The sequence below is a fragment of the Undibacterium sp. Ji49W genome, assembly GCF_049340205.1.
GTDB lineage: Bacteria > Pseudomonadota > Gammaproteobacteria > Burkholderiales > Burkholderiaceae_D > Undibacterium.
Window position 1 is genome coordinate 1 of the sequence record NZ_JBMPOW010000028.1, and the last position, 17,635, is coordinate 17,635.

Genomic DNA, 17,635 nt, shown 5'->3' on the forward strand with positions numbered 1-17,635 from the left:
CGGTAATCGCTGCGGTGGTGACGGCAATGTTGCCGCCGGTAATGGCGCTGTCCCAGTCATCGGCTGCGGCCAGGTTGTAAGTGGTACCACCGGTTGAGGTAGTACCGTTCTTGTTGAACAGGGCTTCGACGGCGGCCTGGTCGGCACCGGCGAGTGTCACGGCAAAGCTGGTGGCGCTGGTGACTTCGACATTGCCAGTGGTCGACAGCGTACGGGTAGCTGCGCCTTCGCCTTTGATGGTCAGGGCCGTGACAGTAATGTCATTGGTGGCACCGATGGTCTTGACCAGGCCAGTGCCTGTGACAGTCAGGACGTGGGTGGTGATGTCATAGGTCGCAGACGTGATCGTTGGGGCGGCCACGTTGGAGACGGTGACGGCATTGCCGGTCAGGTCAGCACTGGAGGTGGTGGTGGCATCCCAGGAAGCGGCGGCAGCGAGATTGAAGGTGGTGGTATCAACGGCGGTGGTGCCGTTCTTGTTCAATATGCCATTGATGGCGAGCTTATCGGCGGCGTTCAGGGTCACGGCAAAGGCGGTACTGCTGCTGGCGGTGACGTTGGCAGTGGTCAGGGTGTAGGAACCAGCCTGGCCAGTCAAGGACAGTTTACTGACATCAATGGTGTCGCCACCGACGATGTTGACGGCGGAGACCGATAAAATGCCAGTCGCGGCATCGTAGCTGGAACTCAAAATACTTGGTGCCGCATTGGCGACGGTGATGCCATTGCCGGTCAAATCCTGGATGTTGCCACCGGTGATGGCGCTGTTCCAGTCGTCGGCAACGGCCAGGTTGTAGGTGGTGGCGCTGCTGGCAGACGCAGTGCCGTTCTTGTTGAGCAGGGCATCGACACCACCGATATCGGCACCAGCTAAGGTAAATGTAAAGCTGGTAGCGGAGGTGATTTCGACATTGCCGGTGGTGGACAGGGTGTAGGTTGCACCACCTTCACCGGTAATGGTGAGTTTGGAAATGGTGATGTCATTCGTCGCACCAATGGTTTTAACGAGGTTGGTGCCGGTGACGGTGAAGACGTGGGTAGTACCGTCATAGGTTGCGGACGTAATCGTTGGTGCAGTGACGTTGGATACGGTCACGGCATTGCCGGTCAAATCTGCACTCGATGTGGTGGTAGCGTCCCAGGAAGCGGCAGCGGCCAGGTTAAAGGTGGTGGTATCAACGGCGGTGGTGCCGTTGTTGTTCAGTATGCCATTGATGGCCAGTTTGTCGGCAGCGTTCAGGGTGACTGCAAAAGCTGTTGAACTGCTGGCGGTGACGTTGGCGGTGGTCAGGGTGTAGGAACCGGCCTGGCCTGTGATGGATAACTTGCTCACATCAATGGTGTCACCACCGACGATGTTGACGGCGGAGACCGACAATATGCCAGTCGCGGCATCGTAGGTGGAACTTAATATGCTTGGTGCGGCGTTCGATACGGTGATGCCGTTGCCGGTTAAATCCTGGATGTTGCCGCCGGTGATGACGCTATCCCAGTCGTCGGCAGCAGACAAATTGTAGGTGGTGGAACTGCTGGCGGACGAGGTGCCGTTTTTATTGAGCAGGCTATCGACTGCGGCAATATCGGCACCGGCCAATGTAAAGGTAAAGCTGGTGGCAGAAGTGATTTCGACGTTGCCAGTGGTGGACAGGGTACGGGTTGCACCGCCTTCGCCGGTGATGGTCAGCTTGGTAATGGTGATGTCATTGGTGGCACCTATGGTTTTAACGAGGTTGGTGCCGGTGATGGTGAAGACGTGGGTGGTGCCATCATAGGTCGCGGACGTAATGGTTGGGGCGGTGACGTTGGAGACGGTCACGGCGTTACCGGTCAGGTCGGCGGCTGATGTCGTGGTGGCATCCCAGGATGCAGCGGCTGCCAGGTTAAAGGTGGTGGTATCAACGGCGGTGGTGCCGTTGTTGTTCAGTATGCCGTTGATGGCGAGCTTGTCGGCGGCGTTGAGGGTGACTGCAAACGCAGTTGCACTGCTGGCGGTGACGTTGGCGGTGGTCAGGGTGTAGGAACCGGCCTGACCTGTGATGGACAGTTTACTTACATCAATGGTGTCGCCAGCGACGATGTTGACGGCGGAGACGCTGAGGATGCCGGTGCTGGCATCGTAGGTGGAACTCAAAATACTTGGTGCGGCATTCGAGACGGTGATGCCGTTGCCGGTCAGGTCGGCGATGTTGCCGCCGGTGATGACGCTGTCCCAGTCGTCGGCTGCTGCGAGATTATAGGTGGTGGTGCTAACCGAAGAAGTACCATTTTTATTCAATAGCGCATCAACCGCAGCGATGTCTGCACCAGCGAGAGTAAAGGTGAAGCTGGTGGCGGAGGTGACTTCGACGTTGCCGGTGGTGGACAGGGTACGCGTTGCACCGCCTTCGCCAGTAATGGTCAGTTTGGAAATCGTGATGTCGTTCGTCGCGCCTATCGTTTTAACGAGGTTGGTGCCTGTGATGGTGAAGACGTGGGTGATGCCGTCGTAGGTTGCGGACGTAATGGTTGGGGCGGTGACGTTGGATACGGTCACTGCATTGCCAGTCAGGTCAGCACTGGAGGTGGTGGTGGCATCCCAGGATGCGGCTGCTGCGAGGTTGAAGGTAGTGGTATCAACCGCTGCTGTGCCGTTGTTGTTCAGTATGCCGTTGATGGCGAGCTTGTCGGCAGCGTTCAGGGTGACTGCAAAAGCAGTTGCACTGCTGGCAGTGACGTTGGCGGTGGTCAGAGTGTAGGAACCGGCCTGGCCAGTCAAAGACAGTTTACTTACATCGATGGTGTCGCCAGCGATGATGTTGACGGCGGAGACCGACAGGATGCCGGTGCTGGCATCGTAGCTGGAGCTCAAAATACTTGGGGCGGCATTGGCGACGGTGATGCCGTTGCCGGTCAGATCAGCGATGTTGCCGCCGGTGATGACGCTGTCCCAGTCATCGGCTGCTGCCAGATTATACGTTGTGGAGCTACCGGCGGAAGACGTGCCGTTTTTATTGAGCAGGTTATCGACAGCAGCAATATCGGCACCGGCCAGGGTGAAGGTGAAGCTGGTGTCTGATGTAACTTCGACGTTGCCTGTCGTGGACAGGGTGCGGGTGGCACCGCCTTCGCCAGTGATGGTCAGTTTGGATATCGTGATGTCGTTGGTCGCACCTATCGTTTGAACCAGGTTAGTGCCGGTGATGGTGAAGACGTGGGTGGTGCCGTCGTACGTCGCGGATGTAATCGTTGGCGCGGTGACGTTCGAGACAGTGACGGCATTGCCAGTCAGATCTGCTGATGCAGGGACTGTCGTGTCCCAGCTTGCTGCTGCGGCCAGATTGAATGTGGTGGTATCAACGGCAGTTGTGCCGTTGTTGTTCAATATGCCGTTGATGGCAAGTTTGTCAGCAGCATTCAAAGTGACCGAGAACGCAGTAGCGCTGGTCGCAGTGACATTGGCCGTGGTCAGGGTATATGAACCCGCCTGACCAGTCAGGGACAGTTTGGAAACATCAATGGTATCGCCACTGGCGAGATTGCTACCAGTGACAAACAGAATACCTGTGCTGGCGTCATAGGTGGCTGAGGTGATAGCAGGAGATACGATATTCGATACGGTAATGCCATTGCCCGTCAGGTCTGCGATATTGAGCGTCGCATCAGCACCATTGGCCCAGTCATCTGCCGCAGCAAGGTTATAGGTCGTGCCACCTACCGATTGCGTACCATTGTTATTGAGCAGGGTGCGCAGGCCCAGTTTGTCGGTCGCAGACAGTACCAGGGTAAAACTGGTATCAGAACTGATTTCAACGTTGGCCGTGTCGGTCAGGGTATAAGTGCTGCCGCCTTGTCCTGTCAGCGTAAATTTATTGGCAATGATATCGTTAGCAGCACCACTACGATGGGTAAAGCCCGTGCCTGTGACCACCAGGTTGCCGGTAGTGGCATCATAAGTGGCTGAGGTAACGGTAGGCGCCGCGACCGTGGCTGTAATGCCATTGCCAGTCAGGTCGGCAATGACAACGGCTGCATCTGCGCCTGCTGCCCAGTCTTCTGCTGCCGCGACGTTGTAGGTAGTACCACCGGTGGAACTAGTGCCGTTTTTGTTGACGATCTGGTTGATACCTGACTTGTCAGTGGCGCTGAGTACAAGTGAAAAGCTGGTAGCCGATGTAATCTCTGCATTTGCCGTGTCCGTCAGGGTATAGGTGGCACCGCCTTCACCAGTCAGTGTGAATTTATTGGCGACGATGTCATTCGCTGCACCGTTCAGTATAGACAAGCCTGTGCCGGTAACGACCAGAACACCAGTACTGGAGTTATAGGTTGCCGAAGTGATGGTAGGGACTGCAGCATTGGATACTGTCACAGCGTTCGTCAAATCCTGGATATTTCCACCAGTGATGGGGCCGTTCCAGTCATCTGCAGCCGAGATATTGTAAGTCGTGCCACCGGTAGAATTAATACCATTTTTGTTGAAGAGGATATTGACGGCATTAATATCTGCACCAGCCAGGGTGAAACTGAACGTCGTGTCATTCGTGACTTCTACATTGCTGGTAGTAGAAATCGTGCGGGTGACGCCACCTTCACCGGTAATGGTCAGTGTATTGATGGTGATATCGTTGGTGGCACCAACTATCTTGACCAGGCCAGTGCCTGTGACGGTGAATGTGCCAGTGCTGGCATCATACGCGGCTGAAGTGATGGTAGGTGCAGTGACATTCGAGACCGTGACGCCATTACCAGTCACATCGTTAGGGGAAGAAGCAGTGACGTCCCAGTTGGCAGCGGCTGTCACGAAATAGGTGGAGCCACTGACCGCGTTTGTCCCATTCTTGTTCAGCAGGCCATTCACATTTATTTTGTCTGTAGCATTCAGCGTGACAGAAAATGCAGTGCTGCTGCTGGCCGTGACGTTGGCCGTGGTCAAGGCATAAAAGTTGCCGTTTTGCCCAAACAGTCCCATTTTGCTGATATCTATCGTGCCGCCATTGGTGATATTGGCACCGGTGACAGAGAGAACGCCAGTGCTGGCATCGTAAGTGGCACTCGTGAGAATCGGTGGCGCATTGGATACAGTGATGGCATTGGTCGCATCTGAAATATCACCGCCAGTGATGGCGCTATTCCAGTCATCTGCTGCAGCCAGGTTGTAGGTCGTACCACCGCTGGAACTGCTGCCATTCTTATCAAGTAATGCCTTGACCGCAGCAATATCGGCACCTGCCAGTGTGAGCGTGAAACTGGTGGCACTGGTGATTTCCACATTGCCAGTGGTAGAAAGCGTACGAGTAACACCACCCTGTCCCGTTATGGTCAGGGTCGAGACAGTGATATCGTTATTGGCACCGGTGACCTTGACCAAATTTGTGCCAGTGACCGTAAATACACCGGTAGTAGCATTGAAGGTAGCTGAGGTGATCGTCGGTGCCGTAACGTTCGAGACGGTAATGCCGTTACCGGTTGTATCAGGGTCGGAATTGGCCGTGACATCCCAGTTTGCAGCTCCAGACAGATTAAACGTTGTGGTATCTGCGGCAGTGGTACCATTTTTGTTCAGTATGCTATTGACAGCGATCTTGTCGGCCGCGCCCAGCGTGACCGTGAAAGAGGTGGCGCTAGTGGCGGTTGTATTGCTGGTGGCGGCTGTCAGTGTGTAAGAACCACCATTCCCAGTCAGGCTCAGTTTGGTGACATCAATATTGTCACCAGCGGTCATATCGGTGCCCGTGACAACCAGTACACCTGTGCTGGCATCATAGGTGGCGCTGGTAATACTGGTCGGGATGGCTATTGAGGTAAACGCCCAGGTTGAATTTGAGCTGATACCGTTATAGGTATTGCTGCCACCATCCTGGAAAGCGCCACTGTCAATCAAGACGTAATAACCAGTATTACCTGCAAACGTGGCAGTAGGGTTAATGGTGACCTTGCTGTTGGCACCACCAGTGCCCGCACTGAACGTCACTTTGGCGCTATCATTTGCTGCGATGGTTTCAAGTACGGCATTGTCGGACTGACGGTAAATAACAATGTTTTTTGCCGCAACGGCCGTGACTGCCGTACCGAATTCAATCACGAGATTATAGTTCGATGGCACGTCAATCGCACCGGTATTTGGGGATACCACACCAGCAAAATTGAAGGTGTTGTTGTCACTGAACTCGTAAGCACCTATATCCGTCGTACCGCCACGTCCTGCACCACGTGCATCGGTAGTGGGTACGTTGCCGCCTGCCGTGGTTCCGGCGCTAATTGCAGTGCTGCCAGTCGCAATGGCAACCGTTTGAACTGCGCCGCCGTTAAATGCCAGTGAACCTAAAGCGCTACCCAGGGTGGTGATAGTTCCCGTCAAAGAATTAGTTCCAGCGGCTCCTATTGTCGTCAAAACAATATTGTTGCTACCAGATAAAGTCGAACTACTACCAATAAAGAGGTCCGTATCATTCGTGCTGGCATTGGTACTGGAGTTATTAGCGATGATCGTGTTTTTTATCGTAACTGCGCCAGTGCTAGCTCTTATATAGACGCCGCCGCCGCCGCTGCTTGCAACATTTCCACCAGTAAATGAATTCCCAACTATAGTTGAATTTACTATTGTCGTGGTTCCTGCACCACTGATTGCGATACCACCTCCACCCGCAGCAGCGGCATCTGCAGACCTGCCAGTCGAGTTATTTGCGATGGTTACATTTGTTAATATCGCGCTCGTCCCTGCTGCAATCGCAATACCACCACCATATCTGCCTAGACTGTTTCCCGAATTTCCGCTTATGGTAGTGTTGCTGATATTGATTTGTGCGCCGGCAACATAAGCGCCGCCACCATTTCCGCCAGAATCTTGCGCGCTCGATGTGTTATTCGAAATGGTGCTATTGCTGATCGTTATAGTTCCGCCACCTTGATAAAAGAGAAGTCCGGCCCCCTGTTTTGATGCAACGCTGTTTGTTATAACGACATGGTCCAGTGTGAGTGAACCTGAATACTGAAAAGTAATTGCACCACCACCCCAGCCTGAATCGCCACCAACTCCCTTGCCATTGGTGATGGTCATGCCAGAAAGAGTAAGCGCAGAGGTATTGTTCTTGGTACCGCCCGAGCCATAGGCTGAAAAAATACGTGAGTTATTGTTGCCGCTGATCGTCAACAGGTTTTCACCAGCACCAATGATGGACAGGGGATTATTGTCAGTTGGAGAGTCGACATCGATTGATCCGCTCGTCAACGTTAATGTTGCCGCACCACTGGCAAACAAGGCCGGATCAAAAACGATGGTATCGGGAGTCGCATTGCTCGTGGCCGTTGCAACAGCTGCGCGCAAAGAACCGGCACCGCTATCATTCAGATTGGTGACCTTGATCGTTGCCAGGTCGTATTGATATTGCTGCGCTGCGATGGCCGTGGTTTCTACTGCGCCGTTATGGTATTCCAGTGTCCAGTCACCATGCACACCCGTGTCATTGGTCGACGCTGCCACATCTGCGCCGGTTGCTTTTGCCAGTTGATTGACAAAGGTGGTGCCTGCATCACCTTTGGCGACATCACAGCCGTACAGCAAAATATCGGCCCCCGGTGCCAGTGCCTTGTGTATGGTGGCCATACTGGCCTGGTAGTCAGCCATGTTATATGAGGAAAGCATGGTATTACCCATGACCAGATAACCCTCACCACCGTGCGATACGATATGAACGGCAGTGATGTCTGCCTTGCCTTGCAGTGCATCGGCCATTTGCTGCACACCGTTTTTTAACGGGTCGAGCGTGATGACTTCTGTTCCAGGTTTGAGATTGCCAACCAGGCTTTGCCAGTTTTGCAGCGTGGTATCAACAAACACCACTTCATGCGGACCTGCCTGGACTGGTGCCGGTGCGGGTGAGGGTGCAGACACGGGCGCAGCAGTCTGTATGACAGGCGTAAGCGGTGTCACTGAGGTAGCGACATGATCATTATCTTGCGCTTGATTATTCAGTATGTTGGTAGTTGGGATCATGATCAATTTCCTGTCGCGGTAGAAACAAATTTGGCGGTGATTACATTGGCACGGCTACCGGTCGTGTCTTTCCAGAACGATAGCTGGCTGTATTGCTGAAATAAATCGGGGGGCAGTATGGTGTCGCGGGCCTGGAAGCTGACTTCGGGCCTGACCTTGTGCAGGCCACGCATGCCTAAGGGCGCATCAAATTCTGGCGCGTCATACTGGATATTCTGGAAGTCATGCTCGAATGGTTCGGCACCGATAAAGTCATAAATCAGGGGCAGCACTTTTTGTGGCGCCTGTGCCAGCAAGTCATAATCAATAAGCAGCATGGACGCTGCATGTTCGCTGTAAAAAGCACTCTTCAGGGCAGCCCAGGGATAACCCACCATGCGGTTACGCTGTGCCAGGGTCTCGACCCGGCTATAGACCGTTGCACGCTCATTGTCGTCATTGAACAGGCGTGTGATTTCGTAAGGGTCAGCCGCGTATTTGCGTTCTATGCTGTCCATCACCCAGGCGACATTGCGCACACAGGCAATGACTTTGGAGCCGGGAAACTGATCCATCAACATCGGTAAATGGGCTGTCCACATGCGGTTGGTATCAAACACCACGCTTTTATCGGCGTGTTCAGCATAATAAGAATCAAACAGACCACGGACCAGACGCTTGCGTTCAGGCTTGGTGATGACAGGCCCAAATTCAGTTCCAGCGCCAAACTGATGCAACATGCTGGTATATAAAGTACCGACCGGGCTGGTCATGCCTGCATGAAAACGCGGGTTTTGCAACAGCAATGCTGCCAGTAAGGTGGAACCAGAACGTGGCAGGCCAGAGATGAAGTGATAAGTTGCTGCTGTCATAAAGTACTGAATTCTTTGGCGTAGGAAAAAAGTTGATTGATCGCATCAGGTAGTGCTGTCTGATTGGTATCAATGACGCAATCTGGTGACACCGGTGCTTCATACGGTGCCGAAAAGCCGGTTAGTTGCAAAGCCGGGTCATTCCGGGCTCTTGCATACCAGCCTTTGGGATCACGTTGCTGGCAGATGTGCAAAGGCGTGGCGACATGAGTTTCTATAAAACGCTGCGTACCGATGATGTCTCTGGCCAGTGCTCTGCCGCTGATGGTAGGGGATACCAATGCGACTATCGCATGAATGCCATTGCTGTTGAGCAGTCTGGCCATTTCTGCCGTACGGCGACCTTGTTCTTCGCGATCAGCAGGGCTGAAACCCAGATCACGTGACAGACCCTTGCGCAATTCATCACCATCCAGAACACAAACCGGCTGGGCATGCGCACGCAGGCGATCTGCCAGGTTTTGTGCCAGCGTCGTTTTACCCGCACCTGGCAGGCCACTTAGCCACCAGGTCTTTGCTGTGCCTGTTTCTGTATTGGAAAGAGTCTTTATTTGTTCCTGATCACGCATCCGACCGCCACCGATAAGCCTGAAAAACATCGGGTGTCATGGATGCCCGATACGAGATACTGCAAAGCTGAAATCTGATTACTTATTACTTCATCACTTCAATAAGCCACTTCAATAAAACAGGCAGTGGTACTTATTAAATTGTTTTTTGAGGGCAATATGAAATAGCTTGATATCTGCCGTTGCATCGGCAGAGGTCTATTTGTATAGGCTAAATATCAAAAAAATAACTGCAATACTAACATTGAAATAAGCAAAAATGGCAACAAAGACGCGCTTCGTGCCATTTATTTGAGCAACAATTCCTTTTTGGAAATTGTTGTTAGTTGAAAAATGCCTGATAAAAAAAGCAAGTACTGCCGTCTTCGTGCTTTTGTTTGTCTTGTCCCTTGTCGTAATCGGGCATGACGGGTGCTATCAACCAGACGTTTTGCCCCATCTCGGGATGATGAACGATGTAGTTGTCCTGCGACAGCAGCTTGGTGCCGGTACCAGAAAATATCAGCAGTAAAGGCGTAGCGAAATGGTCTGGCAAGCCACGGCGTGAGCGCTCATCGACTTCTTCCAGTTTAAGTTCGATGTCACCTATAGAGGTTTCTATACGAAAGATGTTGCCTATGTAGGCGTTAAGCTGCTCTTTGGATAATGTCATTGTTTTACGTGGTTAAAGTTTCACTTGCAAGAACACACAAGCATAGGCAGGATGATAATCATGTATTTTAATCATCTTGGGAGTGCTTGTGTACAAATTAACTGGCGGGTGTCAATTGCGAGCGCCGAGAGAGGACGACCAGGCTTTTCTGGATGTACTGTATGCCAGTCGCCGCCTGGATTTGCAGCAACTGCCTGTGGACCCTGTAGTCGTGGCGCAAATGATCAAGATGCAACAGCATGTGCAGATGGCAGGCATACGGCAGCATTTTCCTGATGCGCAGCATTGGATTGTGGAACAGACAGGCCAGCCTGTTGGTCGCGTGATCATTGATGCAGGCACAAACGACATGCGCCTGGTAGATATCGCCATTGCACCGGAGGCACAACGCCAGGGCATCGCCAGGTCGGTATTGCTGGCCATGCAGGAAGAAGCGACAGAGCAAAATCAGGTTGTCAGCCTGGCGGTAGAGTTGAGCAACCACGCGGCAAAGGCGCTGTATCTGCAAATGGGTTTTTTGGTACAGAGCACTGATGGGCTGTTTGAACAGATGCACTGGCATGGCCGTGCTGGCGTAGTTGATGTGCGTGGTGTGCTTGATGTGGGCAATGTGGGCGGCATACAAATGGAGCAGCGCGATGTCACAGCCTAGTCGTTATCTGAGGTTACCCTTTTCTTTTGACCTGGCACGCCTGCGTGCAGAGCTGACCCTGCTGGAAGCCTCGCAATGGATCAGTCATTTCAATACCAGCGCTTACGAAAACAACTGGCTGTGCCTGCCTTTGCGTGCAGTGGATGGGCGTATTGATCACATCATGCCTGTCAACGAGGGGCAGTTTCAGGACACGGTGCTCTTGCAGGATTGCCCCTATATGCGCGAAGTGATTGATTTTTTCCAGTGCGAAAAAACGTCCATACGTCTGATGTCGCTGGAGGCCGGTGGCATCATCAAGGAACACCGGGACGATGCCACCTCGTTGGAAGATGGCATTACCCGTTTGCATATACCGATTAACACCACGCCCGACGTACTGTTTCGCATTGACGGCGAAGAAATACATTTCTCTGCCGGGGATACCTGGTATCTGAATGCCAGTTGCCTGCATGCAGTGCGTAATCCGGGTACACAGGCGCGGGTGCATCTGATGCTTGATTGCGTCAGCAATGCCTGGCTGGAAGAGGTGTTTCTGGATGCTGGCTGGGTTGCCAGGCCAAAATCAAAATATCCGGATTCTTCCATCAATGATGACAATGTGCTTGTCGTGATTGAACAACTGCGTGCGTCTGGTCACAGCGCAGGTATCAGGATAGCCGATGAACTGGATGCCATCAGGTTGGCTGGCTGATTTGAATGATCGTTTAAAAAAATGAATATGAAGCAGGGCTTTGCTGCCGAAGAACGCGCACTGTTGCGCGGTCAGCAGATTGATGCACATACTATCGACACCATGCAGGGCTGGTTCCCGGTAGCGATTGCTACAGAAACGAATCGCCTGTGGTGGCGTTATATGGGAGAAAAAAGATTCACAGAATCATTCTTTCAGGACAGCCTGTCCGGCCAGACGTATGAACAAAGAAGAGTCTGCCATACGCCCATCGCCGGTCTGGGCGAATTATGTAAAGGCATACAGAGTATTGCGCCGACTGCGTTTATTTTCCATGTGTCACGCTGCGGTTCAACGCTGCTGACACAGATGCTGGCATCGCTGGAGCAGTGCGTAGTGATGTCTGAACCACCGGTACTGGATGCGTTTTTTCGTTATTATCATCACCAGCCAGACATGCTGGGTGCTTTGGATTTGTTGCGGCAACTGGTGAGCCTGCTGGGGCAAAAAAGGCATGCTCACGAGACCCATTTTTTTATTAAGTTCGATAGCTGGCATATGCCATGGCTGGCCTTCATACGGCAGGCGTTTCCTGATACTCCTTTCATATTTCTGTATCGTGAACCGGATGCGGTGCTGGCATCTCACCGGCGTCAGCGCGGGCCGCAAATGATACCCGGGCTCCTGGATATCACCAGGCTGGATGTGCATTGCCAGTCTGTGCCTGCCGCAGACATGGACAGCTATGCGGCGGCGGTGTTGGAGGCCTTGTTCAGGTCCGCACTGGAGCAAGTAGCGGCGTCGCGTCTGCATTTGTTGAACTATTCGCAATTGCCGGCGATTCTATGGAATCAGTTGTTTAAGCTCTTTGCACTTGAGTGCGACGAGGCGCAATTGTTCAGTCTGAAAGCCAGATCCACTTTACATTCCAAACACAGACACATGAGTTATCTGGGCGACCCACCTGCTACTGAACAGCAGGTGGAGCAGGTGCTGGAGTTGAATGAAAATGCTACAAAGCAATGTCAGATAGTCTATGAAGAGCTGGAAAAACTCCGCTCCAAAACATGATTTTTGTGATGTGTCTGTTGCAAAATTGCGTCGTCTTGCCATTCTGTAATGTGGCTTTCACCACATAGACAGATGCATCTGAGTTTTGCAATCGTTTTTGTACCTTAATAAAAGAAAAGCTGGTGTATTTTTTCTAATAAGGATTGTAGAATTGGTTTGCTTTTTTTGAAATTGCTTTTCGCAAGTACAAGAGGTTGTTGCAAAGCTGGTTGTTGCAAAGCTAAGGGGGTCAGATATTGCCTTCGCCATAGCCTCCGGAAAAGTTCCTGATTAAAGCTGTTGATAAAAGTTCTTACTTTTATCAGGGCATCTTCGTATGCCGGATTGTTTAATCCCTGTATCAACCACAACTTGAATTGGAGTAAGTAATGGATGCATTTATGGGCACTATATTGGCCGTTGGTTTTAATTTTCCACCACGCGGCTGGCTGTTCTGTAACGGACAAACAGTTGCTATTTCACAAAATTCGGCGATGTTTGCCTTGTTAGGCACCATGTATGGTGGCGATGGACAATCGACTTTTGGTATTCCAGATCTGCGCGGCCGGGTTGCGGTTGGTTCACAAGGTGCGGGCCCTGGCATTGCAAATGTATCGCAGGGTGAAAAAGCTGGCGTGAACAATGTGACAGCGATTGCAACAGGCACTGGCAGCGTGACTTTGACAGTAGCTAATCTGCCTGCGCATACGCATACTGCGGTGCTGGATGTCACAGGCCTGGCAGCCAATACAACGATCAATGTCGGCACCGGCACCAATGGTGCTCTTCCCGTAGCGCCAAACAATGGTGGCTTGACCAATACTGCTGGCGGTGCATCTGGCGCAGCTATTTTCTTGCCAGCTGGTACAGCGCCAACCGCGCCGGTAGCTTTGGGTGGTGTTACAACTGCAATCACAGGAACTGGTACTGTGACCAATGCAAATACAGGCTCAGGCACGGCTACAGCATTCCCTGTTACCACGACATCGACTAACACCGTCATGCAACCATACCTGGGTTTGAACTACATCATCGCGATGGAAGGCATTTTCCCATCCAGGAACTAAGCATTTAGCTGCAACATAAAAAATGGCGCTTTATTGCGCCATTTTTTATTTCTGTATCACTTTAACTCACGTAAGTTTCAGCTTGCCACCAGATACCCGTTCTATCCCTGCCAGGTCCTGCCAGCTTTGTACCTGTTCAAAGCCAGCCTCCAGCAACATGGCACGTACCGCTTCTGCCTGATCGTAGCCGTGTTCCAGCAGGATCCACCCGTTCGCTTGCAGATGCAGATGTGCTGCGCCAATCAACTGGCGGTAAGCCGTCAGGCCATCGGCATGATCTGTCAGTGCATCTGCGGGCTCAAAGCGCAAGTCACCTTGTTGCAGATGGCTATCGCCAGCGACGATGTACGGCGGGTTGCTAACGATGGTGTGGAATCGCCTGCCTGCTACTGCCTGATACCAGTCGCTTTGCAATAACTCCACTTTGCTGGGGGCTATATGGCGACGGGTATTTTCCCGGGCGACGGCCAGTGCTGCTGCGCTGATATCCAGTGCAGTGACTGTCAGGTCTGGTCTTTGATTGGCGACGCTGATGGCGATCGCACCGGAACCTGTACCCAGATCCAGCAGGCTGGAATGGGCTGGGGCATGCTGGATTGCCAGTTCCACCAGCAATTCCGTGTCTGGACGCGGGATCAGTACATCAGGGGTGACACGAAAATTGAGGCCAAAGAATTCACGTTCCTGCACGATGTAAGCGATCGGCTCCCCATTCAGGCGGCGCTGGAACAAGGCACTGATCTGCGCCAGATGCTCGGCGCTTAATACCTGGTCTGATTGTGTGATCAGTTGTGTACGCGATAAACTCAGGCCATGCATGAGCAGGACGCGGGTATCAATGCGGTCCAGCGGGCTGGCCTGTTCGCAGGCGCCAACGGTGATGCCGGGGTAAAGCCAGCCAAGCATTAACGTGAAGGGCCAAACATGCCACGCTGGGTTTTCTGATTACGGATCAGCACATACAGGATAGCAACAGTAAAGATGCCGAAAAAGATGGCTGCCCATGCCGGCAATGACAGACCCAGAGTAGGCGGATAAGGCGTTTCGCACAAGCCATCTGCCCTGAACATAACAGGCCATACCTGGGCCATCAGCATCTTGTTCAGACCGGTTTCCAGCGGGTCTATGCCACAAGACATGGATGGGGTAGACATGATCCAGATATGCTTGCCAGCCGCTGCCAGGCCAACCAGGCCAGATATGAAGGCCATGCCGGTCGCCAGACGGTGCCCTGCACCCTGAAGGCCAACCGCCACGATACAAAATACGGCGATCAGGGCAAAGGCATAGCGCTGGAAAACGCAATAGGGACAAGGCAGCATTTTTTCAACGATTTGCAGGTACAGGGCTGCGCCCAGCAGGGCGATACAGATGGCAGCAATCGACAACAGGATTTTTTTCGACAGATTCATGGTGTGCGCAATGAAAGAATGGGTGTTGGATACCGGCCAGGGATTTTAGTTCGGTATCGCTGAAGCAAAGCATCAATATTTACTGCTGCCTTGCCTGATTGCTAGCGAGTATCTGATAGTTTAAGGCCCTAAGGCAATAAAAACCTGAGAAGGGCCCGTTAATACACTGTAAATACACAGTAAATCAGGCATCAATACTGCATGAATGGCGCAGATCAAATGCCGTCTTCCCCCAACTCTGCCAGCAATTCCGCCTGGTGTTCTGCCACCAGCGCATTGGTCAGTTCGCTCAGGTCGCCATCCATGATGAAATCCAGCTTATACAGGGTCAGGTTGATGCGGTGATCTGTCATGCGTCCCTGCGGGTAATTGTAGGTACGTATGCGCTCACTGCGGTCGCCGGAACCGATCAGGCTTTTGCGGGTTGCTGCTTCTTTGGCCTGCTTTTCGCGTAACTGGCCATCCATGATGCGGGTAGCCAGCACGCGCATGGCTTGTGCCTTGTTCTGATGCTGACTGCGGCCATCCTGGCATTCGACCACGATGCCGGTAGGCAGATGCGTCAGGCGCACGGCAGAATCGGTTTTATTGATATGCTGACCACCAGCACCGCTGGCGCGGAAGGTGTCGATGCGCAAATCGGCATTGTTGATAACCACGTCGGCCAACTCATCGGCTTCCGGCATGACGGCGACAGTGCAGGCCGAGGTATGGATACGGCCCTGGGTTTCGGTGGCCGGTACGCGTTGCACGCGGTGACCGCCCGATTCAAATTTCAGTTTGGAATACACACCCAAGCCGGCCAGCCGCACAATCACTTCTTTATAACCGCCCAGTTCAGAAGGCGATTCCGACATGATTTCGGTTTGCCAGCGATTGCGCTCAGCAAAGCGCATATACATGCGCAGCAAATCACCGGCAAACAGGGCGGCTTCGTCACCGCCCGTGCCAGCGCGGATTTCCATCAGGATATTGCGCTCATCATTCGGGTCTTTCGGCAGCAGCATTTTTTGCAGATCGCTTTCCAGTGTCTGCATGGTGTTTTTTGCGGCCTCGATTTCATCCTGGGCAAAAGCCTTCATGTCAGGATCGTTGAGCATCTGCTCGGCTTCTGCAGTATCTGCCTGTGCCTGTTTGTAGTTGCTGTACAGAGCAACCAGGGGATCAAGTTCGGCATGTTCGCGATTGAGCTTGCGATAGGCATCCATGTCATTGGTGGCCCCTTCCTGCATCAGCAGGTGGCTGACTTCATCCAGGCGTTCTGCCAGTTGATCCAGCTTGGTAAGCATTGATGGTTTCATACGATGACTTTATCGATTATTGACTGAGATGGGGCAAGACCCCATAAGGGAAGTGGGAGATGTACGTGCATAAGGCTGCACGCCAGACAGCGCAGGTAGTCGCTAACGCTTGGTGCGGAACAGTTGTGGCAGCAAAGCTGCCAGGCGAGCACGTTCGTCGCCGCTGGCCTGATGCAGGGCCTGTTGCGGGCCATGCAGGAATTTTGCGGTAATGCCTTTTGACAGGGCTTCCAGCACGGTATCAATATCTTCACCACGGGCCAGCATTTTGCGGGCGCGTTCCAGTTCCAGCAGGCGCAATTGCTCGCTGCTTTCGTGCAGGTCCTGTATCACGGGGACTACGGCGCGGCCATCTATCCAGTGCATGAAAGACTGGACACGGGTTTCGATAATCGCTTCGGCCTGGGCGACGGCAGCCTGGCGGTTTTCCAGCCCGGACTGGACCACGGTGCCAAGATCATCAACGGTGTACAGGAAAACGTCATCCAGTTCGGCGACTTCGGCTTCGATGTCACGCGGGACGGCCAGATCAACCATGAAGATGGGGCGATGCTTGCGCGCCTTGACCACACGTTCCACCAGACCCAGCCCGATAATTGGCAACGATGAGGCAGTGCAGGACACAATGATGTCAAATTGCGCCAGTTGCTGTGGCAAATCGGCCAGGCGTATCGCTTTGCCGTTGAAACGATGGGCCAGGGTTTCGCCGCGTTCCAGCGTGCGGTTGGCTATAGTCAGTGATTTCGGGTTCTGCGCCGCAAAATGGGTGGCGCACAGTTCTATCATTTCGCCAGCGCCGATAAACAGCACATGCTGGTCTGCTATCTTGTCGAAAATACGCTGCGACAAACGCACGGCCGCAGCAGCCATGGACACGCTGTGGGCGCCGATTTCTGTCGTCGTACGTACTTCCTTGGCAACCGCAAAGGTACGTTGAAACATCTGGTGCAGATAGGTACCCAGGCCACCGGCGGCTTCTGCCTGGCGCACGGCATCTTTCATTTGCCCCAGAATTTGCGGTTCACCCAGGACCATGGAATCCAGGCCGGATGCAACGCGGAAGGCATGTCTTACTGCATTGTCTTGCGGCAATGTATATAAATGGGGGCGCAGATCTGCATACGGCAGGCGATGAAAGTCGGCCAGAAAATGGGCTGCAGCATCGACAGGATTGGCAGCGCTGCTGGCAGCATACAGTTCGGTACGGTTGCAGGTGGACAGAATTGCCGCTTCGTTGCCATGTATCAGTTTGCTGCCACTTTCATGCCGGCCAAACCAGCCACGCGCAGCCACCACCGCCTGAGCAACCTGATCAGGAGAGAAGGCGACCTTTTCGCGCAAGGACAGCGGCGCGGTCGTGTGGTTGAGGCCAACGGCAGACAGTTGCATGCAATATGTTGGGGGAGGAAGTAAGCCTCCATTATAGCGCGTTGGAC

Annotated in this window: 12 protein-coding genes; 4 read left to right on the forward strand and 8 right to left on the reverse strand. The window is 53.1% G+C overall.

Annotation, left to right across the window (positions count from 1 at the left end):
- The 4 genes from ACO0LK_RS25390 to ACO0LK_RS25405 form a co-directional block, all read right to left on the reverse strand.
- On the reverse strand, window positions 1-7,972 hold a 7,972-nt coding region (locus tag ACO0LK_RS25390; RefSeq protein ID WP_422980090.1), incomplete at its 3' end, for a DUF4347 domain-containing protein.
- 2 nt (window positions 7,973-7,974) lie between these two features.
- Window positions 7,975-8,823: a sulfotransferase gene (locus ACO0LK_RS25395; RefSeq protein ID WP_422980092.1), complete on the reverse strand. Its 849-nt coding sequence runs from the start codon at window positions 8,821-8,823 to the stop codon at window positions 7,975-7,977.
- A complete protein-coding gene (gene cysC, locus ACO0LK_RS25400; protein WP_422980094.1) occupies window positions 8,820-9,422 on the reverse strand; it encodes an adenylyl-sulfate kinase in 603 nt (200 codons plus the stop codon). The genes ACO0LK_RS25395 and cysC overlap by 4 nt, the downstream gene beginning before the upstream one ends.
- Before the next feature lie 292 nt (window positions 9,423-9,714).
- A complete protein-coding gene (locus tag ACO0LK_RS25405) occupies window positions 9,715-10,044 on the reverse strand; it encodes a DUF6916 family protein (RefSeq protein ID WP_422980096.1) in 330 nt (109 codons plus the stop codon).
- Between the two features lie 88 nt (window positions 10,045-10,132).
- Between ACO0LK_RS25405 and ACO0LK_RS25410 the strand changes: the two genes are divergently transcribed.
- The 4 genes from ACO0LK_RS25410 (at window position 10,133) to ACO0LK_RS25425 (ending at window position 13,486) form a co-directional block, all read left to right on the forward strand.
- Window positions 10,133-10,696 carry a GNAT family N-acetyltransferase gene (locus tag ACO0LK_RS25410; RefSeq protein ID WP_422980098.1) on the forward strand — a complete coding sequence of 188 codons (564 nt, stop codon included), beginning with the start codon at window positions 10,133-10,135 and terminating at the stop codon, window positions 10,694-10,696.
- Window positions 10,683-11,390, forward strand: coding sequence for an aspartyl/asparaginyl beta-hydroxylase domain-containing protein (locus ACO0LK_RS25415; RefSeq protein ID WP_422980100.1), 708 nt, complete (start codon window positions 10,683-10,685; stop codon window positions 11,388-11,390). The genes ACO0LK_RS25410 and ACO0LK_RS25415 overlap by 14 nt, the downstream gene beginning before the upstream one ends.
- A 21-nt stretch (window positions 11,391-11,411) precedes the next feature.
- On the forward strand, window positions 11,412-12,440 hold the full coding sequence (locus ACO0LK_RS25420) for a sulfotransferase (RefSeq protein WP_422980102.1): 1,029 nt from the start codon (window positions 11,412-11,414) through the stop codon (window positions 12,438-12,440).
- Between the two features lie 368 nt (window positions 12,441-12,808).
- Complete coding sequence (locus ACO0LK_RS25425) at window positions 12,809-13,486, forward strand: phage tail protein (protein WP_422980104.1); 678 nt, start codon at window positions 12,809-12,811, stop codon at window positions 13,484-13,486.
- 66 nt (window positions 13,487-13,552) lie between these two features.
- On the opposite strand, the gene prmC is transcribed toward ACO0LK_RS25425, so the two are convergent.
- The 4 genes from prmC to hemA form a co-directional block, all read right to left on the reverse strand.
- Window positions 13,553-14,392 carry a peptide chain release factor N(5)-glutamine methyltransferase gene (prmC, locus tag ACO0LK_RS25430; RefSeq protein WP_422980106.1) on the reverse strand — a complete coding sequence of 280 codons (840 nt, stop codon included), beginning with the start codon at window positions 14,390-14,392 and terminating at the stop codon, window positions 13,553-13,555.
- On the reverse strand, window positions 14,392-14,898 hold the full coding sequence (locus ACO0LK_RS25435; RefSeq protein WP_422980108.1) for a disulfide bond formation protein B: 507 nt from the start codon (window positions 14,896-14,898) through the stop codon (window positions 14,392-14,394). The genes prmC and ACO0LK_RS25435 overlap by 1 nt, the downstream gene beginning before the upstream one ends.
- A 215-nt stretch (window positions 14,899-15,113) precedes the next feature.
- A complete protein-coding gene (prfA, locus tag ACO0LK_RS25440) occupies window positions 15,114-16,199 on the reverse strand; it encodes a peptide chain release factor 1 (protein WP_422980110.1) in 1,086 nt (361 codons plus the stop codon).
- A 102-nt stretch (window positions 16,200-16,301) separates the two neighbouring features.
- Window positions 16,302-17,588 (reverse strand): glutamyl-tRNA reductase, encoded by a 1,287-nt coding sequence (hemA, locus tag ACO0LK_RS25445; RefSeq protein WP_422980112.1) that lies wholly within the window; start codon window positions 17,586-17,588, stop codon window positions 16,302-16,304.
- Between the last annotated feature and the right edge of the window lie 47 nt (window positions 17,589-17,635).